Source organism: Nodularia sp. LEGE 04288 (genome assembly GCF_963896525.1).
Taxonomy (GTDB): domain Bacteria; phylum Cyanobacteriota; class Cyanobacteriia; order Cyanobacteriales; family Nostocaceae; genus Nodularia.
The window spans coordinates 24,638-41,816 of sequence record NZ_CAWQOY010000100.1 but is presented as its reverse complement, the minus strand read 5'-3'; the positions used below and the strand labels follow the sequence as shown (position 1 = coordinate 41,816).

Annotated in this window: 17 protein-coding genes and 1 tRNA gene; 7 read left to right on the top strand and 11 right to left on the bottom strand. The window is 42.3% G+C overall.

The window, feature by feature from the left end; genetic code table 11:
* Positions 1–73 precede the first annotated feature (73 nt).
* From AACX33_RS09895 to AACX33_RS09880, 4 genes are all read right to left on the bottom strand, one after another.
* The gene (locus AACX33_RS09895) at positions 74–388 is read right to left on the bottom strand and encodes a KGK domain-containing protein (protein WP_194003402.1); all 315 of its coding nucleotides are present in this window, start codon (positions 386–388) and stop codon (positions 74–76) included.
* 502 nt (positions 389–890) lie between these two features.
* Positions 891–1,451, bottom strand: coding sequence for an antibiotic biosynthesis monooxygenase (locus AACX33_RS09890; protein WP_194003404.1), 561 nt, complete (start codon positions 1,449–1,451; stop codon positions 891–893).
* Between the two features lie 22 nt (positions 1,452–1,473).
* Entirely contained in the window at positions 1,474–2,394 is a 921-nt protein-coding gene (locus AACX33_RS09885; protein WP_194003406.1) for an SMP-30/gluconolactonase/LRE family protein, read from the bottom strand.
* A 6-nt stretch (positions 2,395–2,400) separates the two neighbouring features.
* Positions 2,401–3,147: an SDR family oxidoreductase gene (locus AACX33_RS09880; RefSeq protein ID WP_194003408.1), complete on the bottom strand. Its 747-nt coding sequence runs from the start codon at positions 3,145–3,147 to the stop codon at positions 2,401–2,403.
* Positions 3,148–3,232: 85 nt separating this feature from the next.
* Between AACX33_RS09880 and AACX33_RS09875 the strand changes: the two genes are divergently transcribed.
* Together AACX33_RS09875 and AACX33_RS09870 are read left to right on the top strand one after the other, a co-directional pair.
* A complete protein-coding gene (locus AACX33_RS09875) occupies positions 3,233–4,150 on the top strand; it encodes a LysR family transcriptional regulator (RefSeq protein WP_194003410.1) in 918 nt (305 codons plus the stop codon).
* Positions 4,151–4,234: 84 nt separating this feature from the next.
* Complete coding sequence (locus tag AACX33_RS09870) at positions 4,235–5,134, top strand: hypothetical protein (protein ID WP_194003412.1); 900 nt, start codon at positions 4,235–4,237, stop codon at positions 5,132–5,134.
* 85 nt (positions 5,135–5,219) lie between these two features.
* On the opposite strand, the gene AACX33_RS09865 is transcribed toward AACX33_RS09870, so the two are convergent.
* The 5 genes from AACX33_RS09865 to AACX33_RS09845 form a co-directional block, all read right to left on the bottom strand.
* On the bottom strand, positions 5,220–5,528 hold the full coding sequence (locus tag AACX33_RS09865; RefSeq protein WP_194003414.1) for a KGK domain-containing protein: 309 nt from the start codon (positions 5,526–5,528) through the stop codon (positions 5,220–5,222).
* 101 nt (positions 5,529–5,629) lie between these two features.
* Positions 5,630–6,688: a c-type cytochrome biogenesis protein CcsB gene (gene ccsB / locus AACX33_RS09860; RefSeq protein ID WP_194003416.1), complete on the bottom strand. Its 1,059-nt coding sequence runs from the start codon at positions 6,686–6,688 to the stop codon at positions 5,630–5,632.
* A 137-nt stretch (positions 6,689–6,825) separates the two neighbouring features.
* Positions 6,826–8,583 carry a DUF3352 domain-containing protein gene (locus AACX33_RS09855; protein WP_194003418.1) on the bottom strand — a complete coding sequence of 586 codons (1,758 nt, stop codon included), beginning with the start codon at positions 8,581–8,583 and terminating at the stop codon, positions 6,826–6,828.
* 334 nt (positions 8,584–8,917) lie between these two features.
* The gene (locus AACX33_RS09850) at positions 8,918–9,547 is read right to left on the bottom strand and encodes a chorismate lyase (RefSeq protein ID WP_194003420.1); all 630 of its coding nucleotides are present in this window, start codon (positions 9,545–9,547) and stop codon (positions 8,918–8,920) included.
* Positions 9,548–9,682: 135 nt separating this feature from the next.
* Positions 9,683–9,763 (bottom strand) — tRNA-Leu (locus AACX33_RS09845).
* Between the two features lie 740 nt (positions 9,764–10,503).
* On the opposite strand from AACX33_RS09845, the gene accC reads away from it, so the two are divergent.
* On the top strand, positions 10,504–11,847 hold the full coding sequence (gene accC / locus AACX33_RS09840; protein ID WP_194003422.1) for an acetyl-CoA carboxylase biotin carboxylase subunit: 1,344 nt from the start codon (positions 10,504–10,506) through the stop codon (positions 11,845–11,847).
* An 88-nt stretch (positions 11,848–11,935) separates the two neighbouring features.
* Here the strand turns inward: accC and AACX33_RS09835 are convergent, their stop codons facing one another.
* A complete protein-coding gene (locus tag AACX33_RS09835; protein WP_194003424.1) occupies positions 11,936–12,229 on the bottom strand; it encodes a YggT family protein in 294 nt (97 codons plus the stop codon).
* 265 nt (positions 12,230–12,494) lie between these two features.
* Between AACX33_RS09835 and psbX the strand changes: the two genes are divergently transcribed.
* The 4 genes from psbX (at position 12,495) to AACX33_RS09815 (ending at position 15,099) form a co-directional block, all read left to right on the top strand.
* Positions 12,495–12,614 carry a photosystem II reaction center X protein gene (gene psbX, locus AACX33_RS09830; protein ID WP_006194277.1) on the top strand — a complete coding sequence of 40 codons (120 nt, stop codon included), beginning with the start codon at positions 12,495–12,497 and terminating at the stop codon, positions 12,612–12,614.
* 351 nt (positions 12,615–12,965) lie between these two features.
* Positions 12,966–13,874 (top strand): Ycf66 family protein, encoded by a 909-nt coding sequence (locus AACX33_RS09825; protein WP_194003426.1) that lies wholly within the window; start codon positions 12,966–12,968, stop codon positions 13,872–13,874.
* Positions 13,875–13,921: 47 nt separating this feature from the next.
* The gene (locus tag AACX33_RS09820; RefSeq protein WP_194003428.1) at positions 13,922–14,473 is read left to right on the top strand and encodes a PD40 domain-containing protein; all 552 of its coding nucleotides are present in this window, start codon (positions 13,922–13,924) and stop codon (positions 14,471–14,473) included.
* Between the two features lie 95 nt (positions 14,474–14,568).
* On the top strand, positions 14,569–15,099 hold the full coding sequence (locus tag AACX33_RS09815) for a TolB family protein (RefSeq protein ID WP_194003430.1): 531 nt from the start codon (positions 14,569–14,571) through the stop codon (positions 15,097–15,099).
* A gap of 23 nt (positions 15,100–15,122) precedes the next feature.
* Here the strand turns inward: AACX33_RS09815 and AACX33_RS09810 are convergent, their stop codons facing one another.
* Positions 15,123–16,133, bottom strand: coding sequence for a succinate dehydrogenase/fumarate reductase iron-sulfur subunit (locus AACX33_RS09810; protein WP_194003432.1), 1,011 nt, complete (start codon positions 16,131–16,133; stop codon positions 15,123–15,125).
* Positions 16,134–17,179 lie beyond the last annotated feature (1,046 nt).

Genomic DNA, 17,179 nt, shown 5'->3' with positions numbered 1-17,179 from the left:
TGTTATTTAACCACAGACAAACCTAGCTAATTTTTATTATACCAGTGTGTATTTGCAGTTAAAGATTGATCAGCTATTCTTGGCTTTGCATTTGTTCAAAATGTTGATAAATTTGCTCCAATGGAAATTCAGGCTCATCAGGACAAAATTCTAGAGAAAGTCTTACTTTTCCTTTCGTCCAGCCCTCGGCACTAAATTTTAAAACTTCACAATTTAATCCTTGGCTGTACAAACTTTCTTCAGTTGTCCCTTCGGCTCCCAGATATTTTTTAATTGCTGAGATCAAATCATGAACTTTAAATGTTCCTGAAACATCTAAATTATGAAAAATCTCTGGTTCTACATACACAACTTCATCATGATTTAATCGCTCAAATCCATTTTCCATATAAATCTCCTGTCACTAAGTCTATAGTTTCCACAGAGATAGATGTTCAGCCCAAATAAAATAATGCTTTTTTTAGATAGATGTTGTTTAATTAATGTATTAATTAACGCATTGATCGAATAAATACGTTAATATGAGATTAACTCACCCTAATTATTTAGTGCTTACATTTTATCCATATTTCTTTATTCTGACAATTAGCAATTAAATCGAAACTAATAATTATTCATGAATTATTAGACACACGAATGAAGATTATATTATATGTTGGCTCAATATTAATTTGATTTTGCAAAAATTTTGGTGTCAGAAGTTACGCATTTCCCAGAAAGTATTTCATTGGGAAATGTTGTACTAGATCCAAATATGAAGTAATTTTTATATTTGTGCAGAAATAAATAGATACTACCTAGAAAAAAAGCATCATCCATGATGGAGATATCCGACGAAACGGTAGTTGGATGGGGCATCTTACCAGGCAAGATGCCCATACGATAATTTTTTAAACTCCTCGTGATTTCCCATATAGCCAAGGACTAAATAGACGAGTTACCCAAGGCATGACAACATAAGTTAACAATCCCACCATGACTGCGGGAATAATTAATGAAATCATCACAGGAGGTAAGTTGCGAAGCAAGGGTGTTAAAAGTCTATTCAGCACATTAATCAATACAGATACAGCTGCCCAAGTTAACAATGCTGTTTTATATCGAGGTGGAGTTTTGAGTGGTTGACCGGGAAGAGAAAACCAAGCTGATAATCCGTTGATTTCCTGAATATGAGGGTCAGATTGCACTAAATTTTGAGATTGAGTCAGCCAATATTCGCGATCGCGTGATGTCATCCATACCTTCAAATTTTCATAGCCGTCAAACCGGAAGATAATCACATATTCTGGACGCAAGCCTGGTTGTGGGCGAATCACATTTGTGCCTAAATGGCCAGCATAACTCCCACAAACACTGGTAATATTTTTTAACCAAGTCTCATAAGCGCTTTCGCATCCTGGTTTGACAATTTGTGAAATGACAACGGTGACAATGTGATCTTCTGGTTCCATTTATATTAAGCAAATGTGATTTTTAGCCTGAAGCCAAAGGATACCCAGCATTCCCGACTTCAAGTCGGACAACATTGGCAGGAACTACGCCTGTCGGAGGCGGTAAAAACATTCCCCCATTCATCACAACATATATGGCAGTGCGATCGCCTGCTGTTTGACCAAAAGCAACTGCGGTACTGCCAATTACACCCTGTTTGGCTTGAGCGATAATAGTTGTCATACCATTTGGTGTAATTTTCACGACACTATTATAAATGTGTGTTGCACCGTAAAGGTTGCCTTCTACATCAAATGCAAAGTCGTCGATATTAGTTTGTTCAACAAATATTTCCGGCTCACCGGGTGCATCTGCAATGCCAAGAGGAATGCGTAAAAGTAACATTTTTTCCGTATTTGAAACGTAAAGGAAGTTACCAAAACGCTTTAAACCATTAGCAGCAGGAATCACATTCTCTGCACTGCTGCGAGCCAGTAAAGAATGTTCTAACCAAATTGAAGCCCGGCGTTGGGCAGTATCAATTAACCAAATTGCCCCCCGATAGGAATCAGCTGTAAGATACTGAGTGCTGGAAAGAGGGGTAATGCCATTGAGAAATATGGCATCTGGTAGTTTTAATATCGTTTCCACCGTGCCATCTGCGGTAATTAGGGAAACCACTGAGATAGAATCAGCATTCCATCCAGTCGCCACCAAACCCCCATTGCTAGTAAAAGCTAAACCACTGACTTTGCCTGACACACTGGCGTGAATCTGCTGATTACCATCTGGAGTAATGCGAACAATCTGGCCGATTTCATGATTTGTCACAAATATTGTGCCATCAGAAGCGATCGCTAAATTTTCGAGAAAAGTATTAACTGGAAACGAAGTAATAATTTTAGCTGGCACTAACTCCACGGTTGTATCCGCGTAAATCGGGGGTAATCCTGAATTTTCCATATTCACCTACCACTGTAATTGAATTGGTCCACCAAACTTCCGCATTTCCGCAAAAAATTGTCCTTGTGCGCCCCCATCTGGAAGTGTTGCCAGATAGACTGCGGTTTCGGCTCCTTCTTCTGCCGTAAACGGTGCATTTTCGCCTCCCATGTCGGTTTTCATCCAACCTGGAGAATAGGCATTAACCAGAATATTAGTACCCAAAAGTTCCTTACCTAGAACCACAGTTAGTCCATTCACCCCTAGTTTGGAAAGTCGATAGGAAGGAGCTAAAGGATAGTAGTCACTCGAAATTGAGCTAAGAGATGACATTTCGGTGGAAATATTGACGATACGACCGTAGTTGTGAACCTTCATCAACGGAATTAAGGCTTGAGAAATCCTCAGTACCGCCAAAATATTGGTGTCAAATGTAGAGCGCATCGTCTCCAGTTGAACAGTTAATAAGCTCGATTCTTCCGGCTTAGTAGTGGGATTTATGCCTGCATTGTTGACTAAAATATCTAATTTACCGTATGTTTCACGCAACCAATCTGTAAAATTCTGCACACTGCCGTCATTAGTCACATCCAGTTTGTGATAGTCTACATCCAGCCCTTCACTCAATAACTGCTGCTTAGTAGCCAGACCATCTGTTTCATTCCGACTCGTGAGAACTACCTGAATGCCAATTTGGGATAATTTACGCGAAATTGCCGATCCTAGCCCGCGATTACTGCCTGTAACTACAGCAATCTTTTTTTGAACTGTCATTTTGTTAATTTTTAAACAACTTTTAAGTTCACTTTACTGAGTTGGATTAAATTAATCAAATTGATTAAAACAATATACTTCATCGATGGGATTAATAGATTTATCTGCCATTGATCTGAACCTCCTGGTCGCCTTTGAAGCGCTGTTTGAAGAAAGGAGCGTGACAGCCGCAGCCCAAAAAATGTATCTAGGGCAACCAGCTATGAGTGCATCCCTGGCAAGATTACGTATACTATTCCAAGATGAGTTATTTCTCCGTATTGGTAGAGAAATGCAGCCCACAGCCAAGGCGCTGGAAATTGCCCCTGATATCAGAACCGCCCTAGAACAAATTCGCCAAATATTAGCAGTTAGTAAAATATTTAACCCAGCTATTGCTAAAAATACGTTCACAATTGCTAGTTCAGATTACACCAGCTACGTTGTCATGCCCAAGCTGTTGGAACTTTGCCGACGTACTGCACCAAATATTGATTTTCGATTGATTGGTTTTGCTAAAGACTGTGTGGGAGAACTATTAGAGCAACGAGAGATTGATCTAGCCTTGGGTGTTTTCCAAAACCCGCCCAGACAAACAATACAGATGCCATTATTTCCCGAACACTTTGTAGGCATCTGTCGGCGTGGACATCCCATGATTACCCAGGATGCTATCACACCGGAAATCTTCGCTGATCTGCTTCATGCTCTTTTCACTATCAGACGAGATGAAATTGGTGAAATCGATCAGGTGCTTGCTAAATATAATCTCCAGCGTCGAGTTGCTTTGACAACTCCTCATTTACTAGTGTTACCAGAAATTATTTCATCCAGTGACTTGGTGAGTGCTGTTCCATCACGATTGGTAGAATCCTTTGCATATCGAGGTACATTAGAAACTTTTGAAATTCCTGTCAAAACTGAACCCTGGATGATTTCTATGCTTTGGAGCAAACTTACAGATCAAGATCAGGCAAATATTTGGTTACGACAGATGCTGAAAAACGTTTGTGAGGGAATTTGAGGCAAAAGGTGAATAAATTTAGTTCACGTTACCTAAATCTGCTTAAATTCATGACAATGGCTCAAAAATCCAACTACGGAACCGATGACAAAACCAATTCGCATTCTTTTACAAACTACCATTCCTAGCACTGAAGATGACTGGAGTATTTTCCGGTTCTCTTTGTTACAGGATTATTTGGCATCTATTCAAGATGAAGCGGGAAATCCATTGTTTGAAGTTATAGCACGCGATCGCTACGCAGATGCAGAGGGTAACGACCCGATTTTGAGTACACTAGGGGAATCTAATTTTGATCAACTGTGGCTATTTGCCTTAGATACTGGCGATGGGTTGACAGAAAAAGATATTGCTGGCATTAATGCTTTTCATCAACGTGGAAGTGGCATTCTCACCACACGGGATCATCAGGATATGGGCTGTTCGATGTGCGGTTTAGTTGACATTGGCGATCTCCATTATTTCAATACCAAAAATCCCGATCCTGATAACTCTCGCTGGAGCCGGGATGATCCGCATACAACTTATATTTCTTGGCCTAACTACTATTCTGGAGCTAATGGTGATTATCAAAAAATTACTCTGGTAGAACCAATTCACGAACTGTTGAAAAATCCTCATTCTCCTTCTGGAAGCATCGAATTTTTTCCCACGCATCCCCACGAGGGTGGTATTGGAGTGCATCCAGAAAAACTAAATGCGCGAGTAATTGCACTAGGAAAAAGTTTGGCTACAGGTCGGGACTTCAATCTAGTTGTAGCACTCGACAACTATACAGACGCACAGGGTAATCTAGTCGGGCGTGTAGTAGCTAACTCAAGTTTCCATCACTTCGTAGATTACAACTGGGACATTAACAAAGGCTGTCCCACATTTGTGGATGAACTACCGGGAGATGGGATGAAAACAGAACCACGGGCTTTAGAAGATATTAAGGCTTATGTGCGTAATGTCGCTTTGTGGCTAACGCCAAAAACGTATTGAACCTTTCATCATCTAATTTCACCCGATTCGGTACTTCAACCATTTCCGCCTGAATAAAGGACAGGTCTTTTTTTGGACAGGGAAACTAATTTTCAACTTGTTTAAGTTGCTGACGCATATCATCTAGTGGTGATTCTGCTTCATCAGGACAAAATTCTAAACAGAGTCTAATTTTTCCGGTTTGCCATCTCATAGCACCTAATTTCAAGACTTCACAATTTAAGCCTTTACTGTACAAAGGTGCTTCATTTGTGTTATCAGCTTCGACACATTCCATAATAGCTCTCAGTAAATCACTGACTTTAAAAGTTTGTGAAACATCTAAATTATTAAAAGTCTCTGGTTTTACAGAAACAACTTCATTATGATTTAGATGCTCAAATTTATTGCTCATATATATTTCCTCTAACTCAACTGATAATTCGCATAGAATAGTGAATTTTCATAGGTTGTTTTCCCCTCCTCGCTTGTGAAGAAGGGGTAGATGTGGATTGCTTAAAAAAACCAACCGTAGGAATGCAAACCTTTACCTAAAAGATTCACACCCAGATAGCAAACCCAAACGACAACAAAGCCACTGGCGGCTAAAATTGCTGGGCGACGACCTTGCCAACCGCGAGTAATTCGGGCGTGGAGATAGGCGGCAAAAACTAACCAGGTAATTAATGCCCAAGTTTCTTTCGGGTCCCAACTCCAGTAAGAACCCCAAGCTTCATTAGCCCAAACTGCACCAGCAATAATGCCAATGGTGATCAGGGGAAATCCTAGTCCAATGACGCGATAACTGATATTGTCGAGGGTTTCAGCTAGGCTCAGGCGCTGTGGAGAAAGTAGTTCTTTGGCTGTGACTACTGAGGTAAGCTCGGTAGCCGGGACTAAATTTAAAACAGCAGTATTACCCTTGCCATTGTTATTACTTTCTAAGCGAGAAAAGCCATTATTTTCTACTGGGGGTGTGGCTGGTTCAGAAATGAGTTCACCAGCTTTGTGCAAGCGGTAGCCGTTACTCCGATAACCCCCAGTACCCACAGAACTGCCTTGGAGTTGGATATTTTGACCACGAGTGACAATCAGAAATGCGATCGCTAATAATGATCCCACCATTAAAGCCGCATAACTCAACATCATCACACTGACGTGCATCATCAGCCAATTAGACTTGAGCGCAGGTACTAAGGGTTCTGCTGACTGCATTTCTGATGGCAGAGTGAGGGCTGCAAAAGCCGTAATCCCCATTGCTACAGGTGCGGTAACAACTCCGACTAAGCGGCTACGGCTGGTGTTCTCGGCAAACAGATGAACAGCGGTAATTCCCCAAACCAAGAAAAATAGGGACTCATACAGATTACTCAGGGGAAAATAACCCGCTTCTATCCATCGCGCCCCTAACAGAGTAGCTATGCACAAATTAGCGATCGCCATTCCCGCAGTCCCCAAAGTACCAAGTGCGGGCAGATTGGGAAAAGCTGCCCCTCCCCAATACACGAGCATTGTGAGAAATAATACAGCAAACGTGGCATTGTCCAGCCAGTTCTGGAGTTCAACCAGATTCATAGAGTGTTCTCCCCAGTTGATTCATTAAAATACGGACTCTGACTGTTCTGATCCTATCCGCTTAGAGACTCATAGCACATGGTTTTTAGCATCGTTTTCAGGATTACCCACTTAGTGCTTGCTTGTATAGACGCAATTTATCGCGTCTCAGCACTCATATCTGAACTAGGAGAAAGTGCTGAGGAGCCATCTTTTTTGAGGACAATGAAAATGTCGTAACGAGTACTGCGATTATCGCTGACAGCAGATGTCACCCCAATTGAACTGGTGGCATCTAGAAAAAGTTGTTGATTAGGAAATAAACTATTGAGAGCAAAGTTTTTGACAGCCATTTCCATATCCAAGAAAAATTGCCCATTGGTCGGATTGGGTTCTGTCGGCACTGTTTGTTGAAATGGCAGGTACGCGCCTAATGTCTGATCAGGTTTAGGGACAATTTTATCTGTGATGGGAGCGCCCACGACCAAAAAAGCAATATCGTCATCTAACCAACCACGGCTGGCGGTTAAAGTGTTAAAGGGTGTAATCCAGTTAACAACGGGTTTACCTGCAACTGTACTCGGTTGGATCTGGAACTGATATTGGTTTTTCATCACCTCATCCAGCTTTTTCAAAGATGCTTCAGCTGAGTTGCGTAGGCTTTGCCCGTCAGAAGCATCCCTTGCTTGTACCATGAATAATAAACCGGCTCGGAAATCCTTGGAATCATCATTTGAGCTATTGGGAATCACCGAGACAGAAAACTCACCTTGCATCCAACTGAGAAAATCTTGATCTAAATCCATCTCGGTGAGGGACTTGACACCACCTCGCAACTGTTCTGGTGATATAGGCGAGAGAGGATTCTTTTGTGATGTTAAAACGTAGTCTTCCCAGAACCGTTGTAAGTTTCCGCCAGACAGCATCATTAAGGTTTCGGCTGGTACACGGTTTTGCATTGTCCCGGCTTTGTTTTCCACTTTCAGGACACGCTGACTATTAGGATTGAGCCAGGAAATACCCTTGAAGCGGATTCCTTCAGGTTCCAAAGTCATAGATCCTGCTAAACCTTGATTATTTTGCAGTTGGGCTAAAACTTGAGCGGGTAAAGCCCGGTTGGGAGCAGCAGCAGCTATTCTGGCGGCTATTGGTACATTGACATAAAATTGAGCAAAGGGGCGATAATTGGAGATTTTTGGAAAATTCTCGACAAAGCCCCCTACTTTTGTTAGGGATGCTTCACCTTGATATGTATCAATTGCTCGTTCTGTGGCTTGGGGATGATCCGTAATCACTAAAAACCGTTCATCTAGTAATGCAGCTGAAAGCTTTTCCCCTGATTGACCATCACTTTCTTTAATGGTAATTCCCTCATAAGTGCGATCGATCCATTTACCTTGTTTGAGGGTTTTGGGTTCTGCCAAGATGCTTTTTGCTGCTTCTAGGTTGTTCACAGGTAATACCATGACCATCGACTGTTGAGCGTTAGCAGCATCACCATCGTTTTCTACTGGTTTAAGTGCAGGTTGAATCGTTGGTGGAGACAAAATTGCTAAGGTGACTTCATCGCCTACCCAAGGAGCAATATCTTTCTGGAAGTCATAACCATTATTAGTGAGAAAGCGATCGCGCAACTGGACTAAATTTTTATTTATTTCTGCTTGGGTTTCTTTTGTTCCCAACTCCTGCAATTTTTGCCATTGTTGAGGATCTGTAGTTAAAGAAACCGTAAACAGGGCATCTTGAGGAATAATATTTGCACCTACGGGCAAGCCTCTATAAGATGTTTGCCTCTGAGTTAAAAACCAGTATGCGGCACTCCCTGCACCAATCAATAATCCAGCCGCCAATAGTGTCAGCACCAGAGAGGGTTTTTTTGTTTTCTTTTTGATCACAGACACAATAGGCAGGGCCATCGAAACTTATACCTCATCCTGTGTTGAATTGAGCAGACAAGTTTTCTGGGATATTTCCTCTACGGATAAATTCCTCAAAGATACATCCATTACTCCCAGCACTTTGAGGGTATAACTAACTTGAAAAAGCTGCAAGTCATCGGTGTAAGTAGGTGGGTATGGAAAAACCAAACTATATTACGACTCGTAAACACCCATGAAACCCTTACCAATGACCAATGACAAAGGACAACCCCCGCCAGTTAACTTTATTTACGCCCACCTATTTAGTAGTTTTTGCACTCTCCTGACACGACCTTGATTTGTTGTTGTATTTTATGAATACTCAGTGGCTTTATGCTTTTCCATTAGTGGAAATAAGTTTTGTAGCACCCAAATATTTGGTTAAATAAGGCGAAAAAACTTCATATATTAAAGTCAGAGGTCGTCCGTGATGCCAAAACAAGTAATGACGACCCCAAAAAGGGCCAGACACCTCAAAACCTGACTCTAATGCTTCTGAGTAGCCGTAGTAAATTCCTTGAATATCTCGATATAACTCTGTCCGAATGCGAGCTAAACTCGCCCAAATTGGTAGTGAACGATTTTGCAAAAACTCATCTACATGACTAGCTTCCCACCACGAGGTAGCATAACCTAATCGCTGACCAGAGGCAGTACGTAACCATACCTGTCGCCGCAGTCGTGGCCCTGGTACAGCTTGAATTAAGTTTGGAGCATTATCTGAGTTCATGCCAATCAAAGACATATCAATGACATCCACTTCTGTCGGTTCACCCGTCAGTAATTGTAAATGCCTTGTGGGCGAGCCGTCACCTAAAAGTAACAATTGCCACGTTGGTGCTAACTGTGAGTGAGGCAAACTTTTCTGGATAACTTCCTCCCCACCTTGCCAAATCGGAGTGAGGCGATGCCATGCTGTTGGCAATGTTGAGTTGTTTGTGCCTGTAAAAGTTGCTGTCAATGTTCTTTACAAAAGTTCACTTATTACTATAAAAGCACAAAAATCATGCTTTCAATAGCAAGTTGAGAAGTACAAGGATAATTTTTGACCAAATAAATTGTAAAAGGACGCGATCGCGTCCTTAATACTAAAAAATGCGGATGGCGAGACTCGAACTCGCAAGGCAAAGCCACACGCACCTCAAGCGTGCGCGTATACCAATTCCGCCACATCCGCGCTGATTGTCCAGAAATAAAGCATAGCACAAAAAAATTAAAATAGTGAGAAAATACTGAAATTTAGCAAAAATTACCAAAAATTTAAGTGGAAGTGGACACAAATTATTGAAAAGAGGGTATATAACTGACAAAAATATCGTGCCTTGACAACTGAGATGCAAACTGCGCTCACAACAGCCTACTTCGGGAAACTGGCTCCAGACTAGCAGATGCAATATTGTTAATCTAGGTGAAGTACTCCAACCTGCTTCGCTGAACTTGGAGCTGACAACATCATTGAACCCAGGAACGGTCTTATTCGTTTTTGGAGTTTCCCGTCTCAACCGCCGAAGCCTCCAACTAGCCATCTAGCTAGGCAGTTATTAGTTTTCGTGCAACACCGCTGGGATTTATTGCCATAGCAGACCAGCTAACAGTGTTCTTTCCCCGACCTCTGATGTTTCTGTGGCAAGCATATTACTTCTACTTCGGATTAGCCTGTATGGAACATATAGTCAGGAGGGGACTACGTTGAAGCAATTCAAGGTATTAAAACTTATCGTGGTTGGGTTAGTGGCGACACTGAAAAACAAGTTTCTGTCTTCAATCAGGATTGGAAACGGTTAGGACAGATCAATAAACATCAAGTCCGGTTGATTCGACGCTCAACAGGACTAATGATCACTGCGGTGACAACCGCTTGCGTCGCTTCCCTCTCAGCACAGAAGTGACTGAGTTTCCCGCATACCATGTATTTGTATGAAGTTTGACAAAATATTAATTGCCAATCGGGGAGAAATCGCCCTTCGCATTCTCCGAGCCTGTGAAGAAATGGGCATCGCGACGGTTGCAGTTCACTCCACCGTTGACCGGAATGCTCTCCACGTCCAACTTGCCGATGAAGCCGTTTGCATTGGCGAGCCTGCTAGCAGTAAAAGTTATTTGAATATTCCCAACATTATTGCTGCCGCTCTGACACGTAATGCCAGCGCCATTCATCCTGGATATGGATTTTTATCAGAAAATGCCCGATTTGCAGAAATCTGTGCTGACCATCACATTGCCTTTATTGGCCCAACTCCCGAAGCGATACGGCTGATGGGGGATAAATCCACAGCCAAAGAAACCATGCAAAAAGCTTTGGTACCGACTGTACCCGGTAGTGATGGGTTGGTAGAATCCGAGCAAGAGGGATTGCTCATCGCCAAGGATATGGATTATCCAGTGATGATTAAAGCCACAGCTGGTGGCGGCGGACGAGGAATGCGTTTAGTTCGTTCTGAAAGCGAATTTGTCAAACTTTTCTTGGCAGCTCAAGGGGAAGCGGGAGCCGCCTTTGGCAATTCTGGCGTTTATGTAGAAAAATTTATTGAACGTCCACGCCACATTGAATTTCAAATTTTGGCTGATAATTACGGTAATGTTATCCATTTGGGTGAACGGGACTGCTCAATTCAGCGCCGCAATCAAAAGTTACTAGAAGAAGCTCCTAGTCCAGGACTTGACCCAGAACTAAGAGAAAAAATGGGACAAGCTGCTGTGAGAGCGGCTCAGTTTATCAACTTTACTGGGGCTGGCACAGTTGAGTTTCTTTTAGATAGGTCTGGTAAGTTCTACTTTATGGAAATGAACACCAGGATTCAAGTTGAGCATCCTGTAACAGAGATGGTTACTGGAGTAGATTTAGTTGTCGAACAAATCCGCATTGCCCAAGGCGAAAAACTGACGCTCACCCAAGACCAAGTAGTCTTACGGGGTCATGCTATTGAATGCCGGATTAACGCTGAAGACCCCGACCATGATTTTCGTCCCGCACCTGGACGTATTAGCGGCTATCTTCCACCTGGTGGCCCCGGTGTCCGCATTGATTCCCATGTTTACACTGATTACCAAATCCCCCCCTATTATGATTCCCTCATTGGTAAATTAATTGTTTGGGGGCCAGACCGCGCCACTGCAATTAACCGCATGAAACGCGCACTGAGAGAGTGTGCCATTACCGGACTTCCTACTACCATTGGATTTCATCAAAAGATTATGGAAAATCCACAATTTTTGCAAGGTAATGTCTACACCAACTTTGTACAGGAAATGAATCTTTAGGGAGTGGGGAGTAGGGAGTGGGAATTGGGGAATGTAGGAGGATATAAGCCCACCTCTTACCCCCTGCCCCCCTGCCTCTTCCATCTCTCTAATTCAAACGAGTCATCATGGTGAGTAATCCTTGCTGACCCAGAAGAATTTCTCTGATTAAGCTGAAAATTCCTACCCAAATAATCGGGGTAATATCTACCCCTCCTATGGGTTGTACTAGCTTTCGTAATGGCACCAAAAAAGGTTCAGTAGGCCAAGCTATGAGATTAAACGGCAAACGATTCAGGTCTACTTGTGGATACCAAGTGAGAATTATCCGGAAGATAAACAAAAATATCATCAGTCCCAATACAGGACTGAGAATCCAAACAGTCAGGTTAACACTAGTCATCGGTTTGAGCTAATAATTTAGTGAACTAAGAAAGAACTGGGAAAGAACTTGGGAGAAAGCCAACAAATTGGCAGCTTTGTTAAGTATTATTTCTTTAATTTTAACCAATTGAATCCAGAAGAATTTTTTTCACTTAGCACCTTCTTGTACAGACGCGATAAATCGCGTCTCAGCACAAACTAACGCCCCGCTCCGGTAATAGCACTTTTTTTGTAAGACAGCATATTAGAATTATGATGAAGTGTGTAAAAAAAGGTTGAGAACTATGACGCCTTCATTAGCAAATTTTCTTTGGAGTCTGCTTTGGGGTGGTTTGATTGTAGTAGTCCCCGCTACAGTTGGGCTGATTTTCATTAGCCAGAAAGATAAAATCCAGCGTTCATAATGCTTGGGAGAGTCGGTTTGACTCTCACCTCTCGCCGATTGTCTGTCAGCTATCCTAGTTAAAACTCATCTAATTTGCATATCTTGTCAGGTAGGCATCTTGCCCGCCTTAATTATGCAAGTTAAATGTGAAGCAGCTTACCTAACTGCACCAAAAGCAGAAAGTCTTCCCACTGAGGACAAGGTATACTTAGTTGACAGACATTGGCTTTTTTAGCAGGCGGTGAGCAGCTTCAGAAGCTCTCTTTGCCAAAGACTTTGGAGCTTAAATATATTGTGCATATTGTGCCTGATTAGAGTAGTGATTTTAATTGTGACTCGCTAACATAGATTTGATATTTGGAAAAGAACAATGGTAAATTTTTGGCTGAATTCAGCCAGCGTTCTGGCTCAGGTCAATTTTGGGACGAACTCAGCCAGTATTTTAGGAATTTTCCTGGCTGTGTCTGGGGCAGCACTGTATTTTCTCCGCACTGTGCGTCCAGAACTGTCACGAGATCAAGATATCTTTTTTGCAGCTGTGGGCTTACTCTGCGGCTTCATTCTCATTTTCCAAGGATGGCGTTTAGACCCAATTTTGCAATTTAATCAGCTGCTTTTAGTTGGCTCAACTGTGTTTTTTGCGGTTGAAAGTATTCGTTTGCGAGGTATCGCTACTCAACAAGCTAAACGTAACACTCCCATTGTGGACGACGAGCGAGAAGTCAGCAGAAATTATTCCTACAATCGCAGGGGATATGAGGCTGAGGTGGAGGATGATTTAGAACCACTGCCTTATGAAGACGAAGAACCACCTGTCCGTCCCCGGATTCGGGGTAGTAGGGATACTCGTTCCCCTCGTGATGACTACTACGAGGAGCAACCACCCCGTCGTCCAGAACGCCCCAGCAGTAGGGAAAGACCAGAAACCGGAACTAGAAGCCGTCGTCCTAGTTCTAACCGTCCTGTGAGTCGCAACTCTGAGAATGTTGAACAAGAAGATTGGAGTGCTTCTACTAGGCCAGTTGATGATTGGGAAAGTCCAGGAGGGGAAGTGAGAAAATCTTCTCGTCGTGGTACTAATCAACCACCGCGCCGAGACACTCCTGAGCAGGATATCCCGCCCAGAACCAGAAAGCGCCGCCCGCCTGCTGACTCAAGTTCGCGGAGACCGCGCGAGGATGATGATGCCATACCAACTGAATACGTACCATATAACCCAATTGAACAACCCAATCAGGAGCCAGATAATTCGACTGACTTTGATGATGGCATCATTTAATACATTGGGGTGAGAATTAGCTCTGAAGGCGATGGAAAACAATTGAGGTGAAAAGATTTACGCCTAGATTTTGGCTCCAAAAACCAATTCATTGGAGCCTGGTTTTTAGCTTTGCTAGTTTATTGTTATCTTGCAGTTCTAACGAAATACCCATAGGGTCTACTTCTCTCAACAGTCGCTACACTGAAGAACAACCAGCTTTAAGTGGAAATGGACGCTTTTTAGCGTTTATATCTAATCGGAATGGTAGTCACCAACTGTTGGTCTATGACTTGACAGAACAACGGTTGGTTCGCACACCAGGGTTAAATAGACCCCAGACAATTGCTGAAAGTCCGAGTTTGAGTTACACGGGGCGTTACATTGCTTATCTGACCAGCGAGCAAGGTAGACCTGTGGTGGCACTTTACGATCGCGCTACGCAAAAGTCACAAATCATTACTCCTACTTATCGTGGCTGGGTCAGAAATCCTGGAATTAGCCTAGATGGACGTTATATTGTTTTTGAAACCGCTAGCCGTGGTCAGTGGGATATTGAAGTTTTAGACCGGGGACCGAATATTGAGTTAGATATTCCCAGTGGTGCCAGTGTAAACTAAGGTTTTTTCAGCTGATGACAAAGAAATGGTATTAGTTATGAGTCGTTAGTTTTATGACCAATGACTAATGACTAATGACTAATGACTAATGACCAATGACTAATAAAACTATTTTTATACCTATATTTGTTGCGAGCTTGAGCTTGTTGGGTGGCTGTGTTGGTTATCCTCGCCTAGCAAATTATCCCTTTGATCCTGGTGGTCGGAGTCTGAACAGTTCAGCTTCGGAACTAAATCCCCAAATTTCTGGGAGATATATTGTTTTTACAAGCGATCGCCGGGGTAGCCAAGATGTGTATATGTTCGATACTCTGACTCGCAGTTTAGTCGATTTACCAGGTTTAAATTCCTTAGATACGATCGCCTCTAATCCTAGCGTTGCTGAAAATGGTCGCTACATTGTTTTTGCTGCTAGTCGTCAGGGGCGATCTACTATTTTTGTCTATGACCGAGACACAAGACAATCAAGAAATTTAACTAATAACTTGCAAGCTGAAGTCCGCAACCCCAGTATTAGCGCTGATGGTCGGAGGATTGCCTTTGAGTATAGTAACAATGGGCAATGGGATGTTTTAGTTTATGAACAATCTGGACAAAGGTTGAATATACCTCAAGATCCACGTTAGAGGTTGAAGCCTATGACTCTGATTTATTCTCCCCCACTCCCTACTTCTTGCTGCACAGATTCGATGAGCGATCGCACTTGTTGAGTACCTTGGGACGGTTCAAAGTTAAGTGGGAATTTACCCCGAAGGATCATCCGCAAACCCAGAGGTGCAAGACTGAGTAATCCTTTGAGGTCTTTAAAGTAGTTACCAACAACTTGGATGCCAAATTGACGTTCATCGATCCAACCACCTTCTTTCACCAAATCTACTAATACTTTGCGGTGACGAATTGAGCGACTGTCTTGGGCTTCTTTACGTTGAAGAATTTCCTGTTTAATTTTCGTGATTTGCTCTAATGGTGCTACCTCCATTGGACAAACTGAATCACAGTAAAAACAACGAGTACAACCCCACACTCCTTTAGTTCCTTCGTTGTAACTTTCTAAGCGATTTTCAGTTTCACTATCACGAGAGTCAGCGACCATGCGATAGGCTTTAGCCAAAGCATGGGGTCCCACAAAATCTGGATTAACTTCACGGGCATTACATTCAGAGTAGCAAGCACCACACATGATACAATTGCCTGTCTGATCAAGACGCGATCGCTCCAGTGGTGTTTGTAAAAATTCCCTTTCTGGAACTTGTCGCGCTGCTGTACTGACATAAGGAGCGACTGCCTCTAGATGATTCCAAAAACTACTCATCTCCACCACCAAATCTTTAATTACGGGCATATTACCGAGAGGAGCTACTGTAATTTCCCGAATCGTCTTGGCGTTATTCTCCAAAGCAGGGACTTGTGGTAATCTGGCCAGTTCACCAGCAACATTTTCCTTACAAGCTAAAGCTGAACGCCCATTAATTCGCATAGCACAGCTACCACAAATTGTATTGCGACAATTTTTGCGAAAAGCGAGTGTTCCATCTTGTTCCCACTTAATTTGATTGAGGCAATCCAAGATTGTATTGCCAGAATCTACCTCTAAAAGGTAACTTTGTACAACAGGAGAGGAATTTTGTTGCTGCCGAATGATCTTAAATAGAACTTCCATTATCACTAACCAAAATCTTAAAATTACATCACCAGCCTCAGAAATCGTGAGTAAAGGCGGCTGGTTGCACAAATTGAGCTATACTCTTGTTGCCCTTCATTCCCCGCCAAGTGTTAATAGGCTGATAATCAAAGCGCAACTGATTCTAGTTTAAGGATAACCATTAAAATTTAATTTGCTCCAAGCACTACAAGTGATATTATTGTCAAGCTCCAAAACTAAACTCAAATAAGGTAATAGTACCGGAAGAATTTAACTTACTTGTTTGGCAGTACAACCGCAAGTGAGTTGAGCAGGAGAAAGAAGGCGGTTCATTTCCTGCATAGTAAAGATATCCAAACGAAATGCAGTAATGTTTCTCAATATATCTTGATGCTAAGACCAATAGGAGCCATTGCTTGGAAAAATCCCTGATCTACTCGAAAAGGAGAGTTTTTTGTGGAGATGGAACTGCGAAACCTGTTGATAAACATCTGGTGAAAATCAAGCATTTGCCAAATATGGGAAAATTTATTCTTCCCAAAGACAGACGTATATAATGGCTGTCCGCTTTTTGTCTCGTGAGCATAAACCAGCAGGACAATCCTCTCTTAGTTTAGTCTGTACGAAATTAAGGAAATCTGGGATTTAACTCACTTGTCAAAACTGCTCGTCTGAATTTAGATTAATTTTTATAAAAGTCATGGTGCAATACTCACTAGAGCAATAAAGCATGAGGAAAATCTTCCCTGCTTTTTGCCTCCCCAAGGTTAGATATTTAGATTAAAATCTCTCAGCAAGTTAAATTCAAAACTAAACAATTATTTTGCTATTATTAGTTCATGCTAGTATTTAATATAAAATTACGAAGTAACAAATCCAGTACCAATAGCTGCATAAGCATGGTTAATGCTGCTTTGTTAATTTGTAATGTAGAGACAAGAAAATTCATGTCCCTACAGGCAGGACAAAGGTGTATGTCCGTAAGAGCCTATTCAAATACTATGCTGTCCTGTCCTGGAGAGTCAGAGTAGGGAAAACCTAACAACTCAAGGGCAATAAAGGCC